Origin of the sequence: Streptomyces sp. 8K308, from assembly GCF_004348315.1 — a bacterium.
Taxonomy (GTDB): Bacteria; Actinomycetota; Actinomycetes; order Streptomycetales; family Streptomycetaceae; genus Streptomyces.
In genome coordinates this window covers 1-10,073 of the sequence record NZ_SMKC01000263.1, presented here as the reverse complement: position 1 = coordinate 10,073, position 10,073 = coordinate 1, and the positions used below count along the sequence as shown (strand labels likewise).

Sequence of the window (10,073 nt, the reverse complement as noted above, 5' to 3'; positions counted from 1 at the left end):
TAATCTACACCTATTAAGTCGTCGGCAGCGTCAGCTGTGTATATGAGACAGCAATACCGGTGACTTTATGGCTCTCGAGAGCGCCGTAGGGCGACGTTCCCGCAGGTCAGACGCGCGAATCGACCCCTAAGTCACTGGCATTGCGGCTAGGCGTCGCGTTCGGCGAGGACGCGGACGTCCCAGGGGCCGAGGCGGAGTGCCTCGCCCGCGGCGAGGTCCGTGTCGGACAGGACGTCGCGGACAGCGGCCGGCAGGGTGAACTCGCTCGGGAGCCAGGACCAGTTGTGGACGAACCGCAGGCGGGTCCCGTCCTTGGCCGTGGCGCCGGTGACGGTCTGGGTGTCGGCGTTGGGCCGCCACGCGGTGGGCCGGTCCCCCGCGGCCCAGGCGAGGACCGCCCCGGCGAGCGCCGGGTCGGGGACGGTGCCGACGTAGGTGACGCGTCCGGCGCCGTGGGCGCGCGTGGTGACGGCCGGCCAGCGGGAGAAGTGCGGGTGGGCGTAGGAGGCGAGCCACTCGCCGCCGGCCAGTTGGAGGCCGTCGATCCAGCGGGTGGCGCGCGCGTCCTCAGGCAGCGTCAGCGGGGAGTCGGCCGCGGCGATCACGGACAGCGGGCGGTCGATGGTGGAGAACTCGTCGTACCAGACGCCGGCCGCCTCGGTCAGGAAGGCCGGCTTGCGTTCCAGGCGGGCGCGGGCCTCCTCGTCCTCGTAGCCGGTGCGGATGCCGAGCAGCAGGTGGCCGCCGGCCGCCGCGTACCGTTCCAGCCAGCGCAGCTCGTCGTCCGTGGCGATGAGCAGCGCGGCGGCGACCAGCACCGGTTGGCGGGCGGCGTACTCGGCCGGGTCGGTGGCGAAGAGCTGCCCGGTGTGCACGATGCGGTTCTGCAGGCCGGCGTCGAAGGCGCCGCGGTAGAAGGCGCCGAACACGGCCTCGTAGGAGGCGTGGTCGGGCCCGCGGCGGGCGTCCGGGAGCATGGGCGTCTCCTGGAGCGCCCACTTGGTGTCGGTGGAGTAGACGAGGGCGACATCGGCGTCGGGCGTGAGGCCGGCGGCCAGTTCGCCGGCCTTCTCGAACTCGGCGCCGAGTTCGGCGAGCTGGCGGTAGACCCGGCCCGGTTCCTGGCTGTGCGGCAGGATGCCGCCCCAGTAGGTCTCGGTGCCGAAGTGCAGGGTGTGCCAGTGCCAGTACTCGATCATGGTGGCGCCGCGCGAGACCAGCGCCCAGGCGGCCTGGCGCCACTGGCCGTCGTAGGCCGGCTCGTTGATCCAGGGGGCGCTGATGGCCTGCGCGTTGGTCTCGGTGACCAGGTAGGGCTCCTGCCGGGAGGAGTACATGCGGTCGGCGGACTGGTAGAGCGCCCATGTGCCGTCGGTGGCCCAGCCCTGCTCGCCGGTGTCGGCCCTGGGGAGTTCGAGGGAGTCCTGCATCCGGTAGTAGGGGTTGCCGGCGGTGATGTCGAGGCGGCGGGTGAGGTCGTCGTCCTTGACGGTCGGGCGCGGGTAGGAGATGCAGGTGGTGACGAACTGGTCGTCGCGCGCGTACTCGCGGACGATGTCGGCCTGCCAGCCGATGAAGTCGGTGGTGAGCGAGCCCTGGAAGCGGCGCCAGGCGAGGTCGTACTGCGGCTGTCCGTTGGCGTCCGGCGTCCACAGGTCGGCCCAGGTGGACAGCCGGTGCGACCAGTAGGTGAGGCCCCAGCGCTCGTTGAGCTCCTCGACGGAGCCGTAGGTGTGGCGGAGGTGGTCGACGAAGCGCTGGAAGACGCCGCGGTTGTGGAAGATCTCGTTGCCGGGCTCGTTGTCCACCTGGTAGCCGATGATCGCGGGGTGGTCGGCGTAGCGGGCGACGATCCTGCGGATGATCCGCTCGGCGTGGAAGAGGAACGCGGGGTGGGTGTAGTCGATCTCCTGGCGAACGCCCCAGCCCATCGGCTGTCCGGTGCGGCGTTCGGCGTTGATCTCGGGGTAGGTGCGGGCGAGCCAGGGCGGCGCGGCGTAGGTGGGGGTGCCCAGGACGACGCGGATGCCGCGTTCGTGGGCGCCGTCCAACACGGGCTGCAACCAGTCGAGGTCGAAGACCCCGTTCTCCGGCTCCCAGGTGGACCAGACGGACTCGCCGACCCGGATCACGCTGAAGTGGGCCTCCCGCATGAGGTCGAGGTCGGCTTCGAGGCGGGGGGTCGGCTGGTACTCGTGGTAGTAGGCGGCGCCGAAGAGCACCCGGTCGGGGAGCTTGGGCATGGTAGGTCCTTCTCCTTACGGACTCGCGGTTTGGGCGGCGGTCAGCCCTTGACGGCTCCGGCGGACAGGCCTTCGAGCAGCTGCTTGCGCAGCAGCAGGAAGACCAGGATGGTCGGCACGGAGGCCAGCACGGCGCCGGGCAGCACCAGGTCGAACTGGCGTGCCTCGGCCTTGAAGAGGATGTTGAGGCCGAGCGGGAGGGTGTACTGGTCGGTGTTGGAGATCAGGACCAGTGGCCACATGAAGTGGTTGTAGCTCTGCAGGAACTGCCAGACGGCCAGCGCGCCGAGCGAGGGCCGCAGCAGCGGGAGCACGACGCGCAGGAAGATACCGAACTCGCTGGCGCCGTCCATCCGGGCGGACTCGAGGATCTCGTCGGGCACCGACTGGATGATGTACTGCTGCATCATGAAGATGCCGAAGGCCGGCGCCACCCAGGGCACGGTCAGCGCGAACCAGGGGTTGGAGAGGCCTGACTTCACCATCAGGATGAACAGCGGCACGAGGATCACCGCGAACGGCACCGACAGCGAGCTGAACATCACGGAGAACAGCAGCCGCTTGCCGGCGAACCGGTACTTGGCGAAGGCGAATCCGGCGAGCGCGCAGACGAAGACCGCGACGGCGGTGGCGGCGGCGGCCGTGATCACGCTGATCGCGAACCAGCTCCAGAACGGCTGACTGTCCAGCAAGTTGCGGTAGTTGTCGAGGGTCGCCGGGGAGGGGATCAGCTTCGGCGGGTACTCGAAGAGGTCGCCGCGCGGCTTGAATGAGCCGCTGAGCGCCCACAGCATGGGGGCGACGAAGACCAGCAGCAGCGCGCTCAGCGTGAGGTAGAGCAGGACCCGGCCGGAGCGTGAGTAGCGCCGGATCGGGCGGTTGGTGGCCGGCGGGGTCGGCGGGGTGGCGGCGCCTCCCAGAAGACGGTCTCGCGCACTGGCGACGGCGCTCATGAGATCCTCCCGATGGAGAACAGCCGGTTCAGGATCTGGCTGATCCCGAAGACGATGACGAAGAGGACGAGGCCGGCCGCGGCCGCGTAGCCGAACTGCTGGCGTTCGAAGGCGGCCCGGTAGACGAACATGGCCATGGTCAGGGTCTCCTCGCCAGGCCCACCGCCGGTGATCAGGTAGGGCTCGTCGAAGAGTTGGGCCGAGCCGATGAACGAGGTGACCACGACGAAGGCGGTCACCGGCCGGATGGCGGGCAGCGTGACGGAGGTGAAGGTCCGCAGCACGCCGGCGCCGTCGAGTTCGGCCGCCTCGTAGCGCTCGCGGGGCACGGCCTGGAGGGCGGCGAGGAAGAAGATGGTGAGGTAGCCGACCCAGCGCCACAGCAGCACGAAGCTGACGGAGACCTTGGCCATGGTGGGGTCGCCGAGCCAGTCGGTGTTGCCGGCCCCGAACAGGGCCCGTAGCACGGAGTTGAGCAGCCCGTACTGGCGGTCGAAGACCAGGCTGTAGACGAGGGCGATCACGATGGGCGAGATCACCATGGGGAGGAAGAAGGTGACCCGGAACAGGTCGCGGGCGCGCAGTCCCCTGGTGTTGAGCGCCTGGGCGATGAGCAGCGCGGCCGGCACGATGATGAACAGGCTCACCAGCACGAAGACCAGCGAGTTGCCGAGCGCCTTGTGGAAACTGGTGTCGCCGGCCAGGTCGGCGAAGTTACGCAGACCGACGAACTCGGGGGTGCCGAGGCCGACCCAGTCGGTCATCGAGAGGTAGACCGCGGTGCCGATGGGCACGACCATGAACAGCCCGTACAGCACGTAGAAGGGCGCGATGAAGGCGTAGGGCGCGAGCTGGCGGCGCTTGCGCGCCGGCGTGGCCTGGAGTGACGTCATCGGTGGCACCTCAATCGTGGTTCCGGGTCTGGCCGCGGAAGTCCTCGGCCGCGTTCCGCAGGGCCTCGGCCGGCGTGGCGTCGCCGCGGTAGGCGCGCAGCAGGTGGCCGCTGAGGACGGTGTCGAGGATCGGCTTGTCGGCGCTGAGGTAGAAGACCGGCGCCTCGTCGACGACCTCGCGGTAGACCTCGAACATGCGCTGGCCGCCGCAGTACTCGTCCTCGATCCGCAGCAGCTGCGGGTCGTCGAAGACGGAGCGCCTGGTGGGGAGGTAGCCCAGGTCGACGTAGCGGCGGATCTGTTCGGACGGGGTGAGGTAGGCGTACTTGACGAGCTCGACGCCGGCGAGCGTGTTGCGCTTGCCGCGCAGCGCCGCGAAGCCGGTGCCGCCGGTGAACGAGGTGCGGGAGCCGCCGTCGGGGAAGACGGGCAGCGGGCGGATGCGCCACTGCCCGGACTGCTCGGGCACGTTGGGCATCAGGCCGTAGATCTTGTACCAGGTGGCCATCCACTGGCCGATCAGCTCGCCGGACTTGAGGGCGGCCTGCATGGCGGGCCCGTAGAAGTCGGAGACGGTGGTGATGAAACCTTCCTGCACGCCGCGGACCAGGAAGGCCAGGGCCTGCTCGGCCTCCGGGGTCTCGATCGTCAGGGTGCCGTCCTCGGCGAAGAGCCGCCCGCCGCGCTGCATCAGCAGCATGTCGAAGATCTGCACCACCTGGCCCAGGTCGCTGCCGACCGCGACCGCCCCGATGGCCACGTCGTGCCGCTCGTGGGCACGGCGCCCGGCCTCGGCCAGCTCGTCCCAGGTGGCGGCGTCCGTCGGGAGGTCGACCCTGGCGAACTCGGGCTCGCGGTAGTAGTAGACGACCAGCGGCGCGTCGGAGTCCAGCCCGTAGAGGTGGCCGTCCTTGGTGAACGGCGCGGTGCGCGAGGGCAGCAGGTCCTCGCGGACGTCCGCGCCGATGTGGCCTTCCAGCGGCTCGATCAGCTCGGCGGCGATCTCGCCGCGCAGGAACCGGGGGAAGCTGCCGATCTCCAGGCCGGCGACGTCCGGGGTCCCGCGGCCGGCGATGGCCTGCGCGATGGTCTTGGTCACCACGTCCTGGGCGCCGGCCCTGGTGGGTTCGAGGTGCCAGCGGAACGGGCTCTCGCCGGCGGCCTCGGCGTTGCGGGCCGCGGTCTCGAAGAAGTCGACGTACGCCTGGTCGTGGGTCCAGAACGCCAGGTTCACGGCGCCCGAGGTGACGGACTCGGCGTTGGCGGCCCGGCCGCAGCCGCTCAGCGCGCCGCCGAGCAGGGCGGCCGCGCCGACGCCGCCGCCGAGGCGCAGCAGTCCGCGGCGGGACATGCCACGGGGAGGTGGTGGGATGCGTTGGGTCATGGTCGTCCCCCGTTCTCGGGCAGCGCTGCCCGTCGGGTGCTGGGGCGTGCTGGTGGTGCGGTGCTCTCCCGGACCACGAAGGTCCCGGGGATCAGCGCGTCGTCGGACGGCCCCGCCGGGGGGCCTTCGGCGCTCACGGCGGCGACCAGGCGTCGCATGCCCTGTTCGGCCATCGCCGTGAAGTCCTGCCGGACCGTGGTCAGGGGCACGGAGAGGTAGGCGGCCTCGGGGATGTCGTCGTAGCCGACCACGCTGACGTCCTCCGGCACCCGGCGGCCCGAGCGCTGGACGGCGTACATGGCGCCGATCGCCATCTGGTCGTTGGCCACGAACAGCGCGGTGACGTCCGGGTCCTCGATCAGTTCGAGCGCGATCCGGCAGCCGGCGGCCGCGCTCCAGTCGCCGTGCGCGAAGGGCGGCTCGGGGGCGCCGGCGGCGCGCAGCGCGGCCCGCCAGCCGCTGATCCGACGGCCGGTCACGGACCAGGCCGGCGGTCCCGCGATGTGGTGCACGGTGCGATGGCCGAGGGCCAGCAGGTGCGCGGTCGCCTCGCGGGCGCCGCTGACGTCGTCGCTGCCGACCCGGATCACGCCCGGCTCAGGGCGGCCCTCCGGGTATTCGATGCGCAGCACGGGGACGCCGGCGGGCACGCCGGTCAGCTGGTCGACCACCCCGAGCACGGGCGCGGAGACGGCGATGGCCTCCATGCCCTGGCTGACCAGGTGCCGCACCGATCTGGCGGTCTCCTGGGGGTCGCGGTCGTCGGCGTGCACCACGCTGACGAAGTAGCCGGCGTCCCTGGCGGCACGCTCCAGGCCCCGCAGCACGGAGGCGGGGCCGAAGTAGCCGGTGTCGCTGGTGACGATGCCGATCCGCCGGGAGCGGCGGGTGACGAGGGCGCGGGCGCTGGCGTCCGGCAGGTAGCCGAGCAGGGCGATCTCGCGCTCGACCCGCTCACGCAGGGCCTGGCTGACGTGTGGCTCGCCGTTCACGACGCGCGAGACCGTCTTCTGCGAGACGCCGGCCCGCTGGGCTATCTCTCGCATCGAGACCCGACCTGCCACGTCTAGCTCCTCCGCCGGCACGGTGGTTGACTACGTGGTCAACCGGGTGATTCGACACGTTAAGGAGCTGTTTCGGGCCGCGTCAAGGTATCGGTTCGAGATTCTGCAATGCGTTCGAGTGGTCGAACGAGAGGGGCGGGGCCGGACGGGCCCCGCGGGTCACTCGGAGCACACCCCGCTTAGCGCGGAGACCGCGTCCCCGAGCGGCGCCAGGTCCACCTCGATCTGGCCGCCCCCCTCGCCCTCGCCTGAGGCCCTGATGGTGTCGGCGGCGGCGGCCACCGACTCGGCCGCCTCCTCCGCGTCCGCGCCGTCGACGCCGTGCAGATCCGCCACGTTCTGGTCGAGGTCGTCCAGCGCGGCGTCGAACGCGTCCACGTCGCCCGCGTCGACCGCCTGCTGGAGGTCGTTGAGATTGCCGGTGATGGAGACCGCTATCCGCGCGCAGTCCACCGCCTGCTGGACGTCACACCCCACGCCGAAACCGGTCGCCGCGATCGCCGCCACGGCCACGGCCGCCCTTGCTCGAATTCCGCTCACACCCTGGTCCTACCCCTCGGCGAGGGCGGCACGCTGCGCCACGTCGAGCTGGGCGCAGCCGGCCACCGCCAGGTCGAGCAGCGCGTTGAGCTCGGAGCGGTCGAACGGCTTGCCCTCGGCCGTGCCCTGCACCTCCACGAAGTGCCCGTCGCCGGTGCAGACCACGTTCATGTCGGTCTCGGCGCGGACGTCCTCCTCGTAGGCGAGGTCCAGCATCGGCACCCCGCCCACGATGCCCACGCTGACCGCGGAGACCGTGCCGGTCAGCGGCTGGGAGCGGTGCTTGACCAGCTTCTCGCGCTGCGCCCAGGCCACCGCGTCGGCCAGCGCCACGTAGGCGCCGGTGATCGCGGCCGTCCTGGTGCCGCCGTCGGCCTGCAGCACGTCGCAGTCCAGCACGAAGGTGTTCTCGCCCAGCGCCCTGAAGTCGATGACGGCGCGCAGCGAACGGCCGATCAGTCGCGAGATCTCGTGGGTGCGGCCGCCGATCCTGCCGCGCACCGACTCCCGGTCGCCCCGGGTGTTGGTGGCGCGCGGCAGCATGGCGTACTCGCTGGTCACCCAGCCCTCGCCGCTGCCGCGCCGCCAGCGCGGCACCCCCTCGGTGACGCTGGCGGTGCACAGCACCCTGGTGTCCCCGAAGGAGACGAGGACGGAGCCCTCGGCGTGCTTGCTCCAGCCCCGCTCGATCCGGACGGGACGGAGCTCATCGGCCGCGCGGCCGTCGATTCGTGACATGCCCGCGAGCCTACGGCGTTTCACACCTCGTAGACCGCCCCGGGTCGGGCCAGCTCGACCGGACCCTCGAACACGGCCTTGGCGTCGCACAGGTTGACCTGGGCGTCCGTCCACGGCGGGATGTGGGTGAGCACCAGTCGCTCGGCGCCGGCCCGCAGGGCGCACTCCCCCGCCTGCCGGCCGTTGAGGTGCACCTCTGGCAGGTCCTCCTTGCCGTCGGTGAACGAGGCCTCGCACAGGAAGAGATCGGCGCCGGTGGCGAGCTCGGCGAGCGAGTCGCAGCGGCCGCTGTCCCCTGAGTAGCAGAAGACGCGGCCCCGGTGCTCGATCCGGAAACCGTAGGTCTCCACCGGATGGGTGACGCGCCCCGCGGTGACCGTGAACGGGCCGAGCGTGAACGTGTCGCCAGAGGCCAGGGTGTGGAAGTCGAAGACCTCGCTCATCGACTTCTCGGACGGGGTGTCGTCGTACGCGGTGGTGAGCCGGTGCTCGGTGCCCGCCGGGCCGTAGACCGGCACCGGATCGCAGCGGCCGCCCTCGTGCCGGTAGTAACGGGCCACGAAGTAACCACACATGTCGATGCAGTGGTCGGGATGGAGATGGCTGAGCGCGATCGCGTCGATGTCGTAGAGGCCGACATACTTCTGTAGCTCGCCGAGGGCGCCATTGCCCATGTCTAGGAGCAGCCGGTAGCCCTCGGCCTCGATGAGGTAACAGGAACAGGCCGAGTCCGCGGACGGGAATGACCCCGAGCAGCCGACGACGGTGAGCTTCATGAAGAGGGGAACCTCCGTAGTGGGGTTCGAACGACTCTAAGTCGCAAAGGACCGGACCGCGCCTTGTGCGTGCCGCGGTGTGGGCGGAATCACCAGCGCGGGGTACCGTCGCACACGTGGACGGAGTGTGGTGGTTGGCGCTCGCCGGCGTCGCGCTGCTCGGCCTCGTGGCGGCGGTCCTGGACGGCACGGGACGCCTCGGCGGGCGCCGCGGTCGGGGCCGCCGGCGCTGAGCCGGTCACAGCCGGCTGCGGGTCCTGACGTGGATGGCCAGCAGCAGCCCGACGGCGATCCAGATCGCGAACATGGACGAGCCGCCGTAGGAGAGGAACGGCAGCGGCAGCCCGGTCACCGGCATGATGCCGAGCGCCATACCCATGTTCTGGAAGGTCTGGAACGCGACCCAGGTGACGATCCCCACCGCGACGATCGTCCCGTACGTGTCGGGGGCGTGCATGGCGATCCGGCAGCCGCGCCACAGCACCGCGCCGAGCAGCAGGATCACGAACCCCGCGCCGACGAAGCCGAGCTCCTCGCCGGCCACCGTGAAGATGAAGTCGGTGTGCTGCTCGGGCACGAACTGTCCGGTCGTCTGGCTGCCGTGGAACAGGCCCTGGCCCGTGAGGCCGCCGGAGCCGATGGCGATCCTGGCCTGGTTGGTGTTGTAACCCACCCCCGCCGGGTCGAGCGCGGGGTTGGCGAACGCGGCGAACCGGTTGATCTGGTACTCGTCGAGCAGCCCCGCCTGCCAGACCGCGAGGGCGGCGAGCACGCCGAGGCCGAGCAGCCCCAGGATCCAGGCCCGGCCGGTGCCTGAGGCGAGCAGCGCGCCGAGCGCGATGGCGGCGATCACCATGGTCTGGCCGACGTCCGGGGTCAGCAGGATCAGCACGGCAGGACCCGCAGCGATCCCCAGCGCCTGCAGCACCGCCCGGGTGTCGGGCCGCGGCCGCGCCTCGTTCTCCAGCGGCGCCGCGAGCAGCATCGCCATGGCCAGGATCACGCCCACCTTGACCAGTTCGGACGGCTGGAACGCGAAGCCGCCGCCGAGCTGGATCCAGCTGCGGGAGCCGTTCACCGTGGAGCCGAGTGGCGACAGCACGGCCAGCGACAGCAGCACCGACAGGACGTACAGCACGGGCGCGGCGCTGCGCAGCCGGACGTGGCCGAGCCACACCATGACGGAGGCGAGGCCGACGCCGATGGTGAGGTTGAGGATGTGGCGGAGCAGGAAGTACTGCGGGTCGCCGTTGTTGAGATCGGTCCGGCCGCGGGTCGCGGAGTACACCAGCAGCGTGCCGATGAGGGAGAGGATCCCGGCGGCCCCGAGCAGGGTCCAGTCCAGCCGCCGCGCCAACGAGTCCCGCCGCGTGAGGCGTGTCCACACGGTGCGCTCCGTGGGGGCCTTGAGGGAGGAGTAACTGCGTACGGTCACGGATCCGACACTATGTGTTCCGCCGTGCTCCCCGCTCTGCGCCGGGG

General features: G+C 71.0%; 9 protein-coding genes. All 9 read right to left on the bottom strand.

Annotated features, from left to right (window positions below; translation table 11 throughout):
- Positions 1-146: 146 nt before the first annotated feature.
- Positions 147-2,243, bottom strand: coding sequence for a beta-galactosidase (locus E1265_RS27275; RefSeq protein ID WP_132933653.1), 2,097 nt, complete (start codon positions 2,241-2,243; stop codon positions 147-149).
- Positions 2,244-2,284: 41 nt separating this feature from the next.
- Positions 2,285-3,196: a carbohydrate ABC transporter permease gene (locus tag E1265_RS27270; protein WP_132933652.1), complete on the bottom strand. Its 912-nt coding sequence runs from the start codon at positions 3,194-3,196 to the stop codon at positions 2,285-2,287.
- Positions 3,193-4,089, bottom strand: a complete 897-nt coding sequence (locus E1265_RS27265) for a sugar ABC transporter permease (protein WP_132933651.1) — start codon at positions 4,087-4,089, stop codon at positions 3,193-3,195. The genes E1265_RS27270 and E1265_RS27265 overlap by 4 nt, the downstream gene beginning before the upstream one ends.
- A 10-nt stretch (positions 4,090-4,099) precedes the next feature.
- On the bottom strand, positions 4,100-5,473 hold the full coding sequence (locus E1265_RS27260; protein WP_243741142.1) for an extracellular solute-binding protein: 1,374 nt from the start codon (positions 5,471-5,473) through the stop codon (positions 4,100-4,102).
- Entirely contained in the window at positions 5,470-6,537 is a 1,068-nt protein-coding gene (locus E1265_RS27255) for a LacI family DNA-binding transcriptional regulator (RefSeq protein WP_243741141.1), read from the bottom strand. The genes E1265_RS27260 and E1265_RS27255 overlap by 4 nt, the downstream gene beginning before the upstream one ends.
- A gap of 159 nt (positions 6,538-6,696) precedes the next feature.
- Complete coding sequence (locus E1265_RS37330) at positions 6,697-7,077, bottom strand: hypothetical protein (RefSeq protein WP_165953898.1); 381 nt, start codon at positions 7,075-7,077, stop codon at positions 6,697-6,699.
- Positions 7,078-7,086: 9 nt separating this feature from the next.
- A complete protein-coding gene (gene rph / locus E1265_RS27250; RefSeq protein WP_132933650.1) occupies positions 7,087-7,815 on the bottom strand; it encodes a ribonuclease PH in 729 nt (242 codons plus the stop codon).
- Between the two features lie 20 nt (positions 7,816-7,835).
- The gene (locus E1265_RS27245; protein ID WP_132933649.1) at positions 7,836-8,591 is read right to left on the bottom strand and encodes an MBL fold metallo-hydrolase; all 756 of its coding nucleotides are present in this window, start codon (positions 8,589-8,591) and stop codon (positions 7,836-7,838) included.
- Positions 8,592-8,829: 238 nt separating this feature from the next.
- On the bottom strand, positions 8,830-10,026 hold the full coding sequence (rodA, locus tag E1265_RS27240) for a rod shape-determining protein RodA (protein ID WP_132933648.1): 1,197 nt from the start codon (positions 10,024-10,026) through the stop codon (positions 8,830-8,832).
- Between the last annotated feature and the right edge of the window lie 47 nt (positions 10,027-10,073).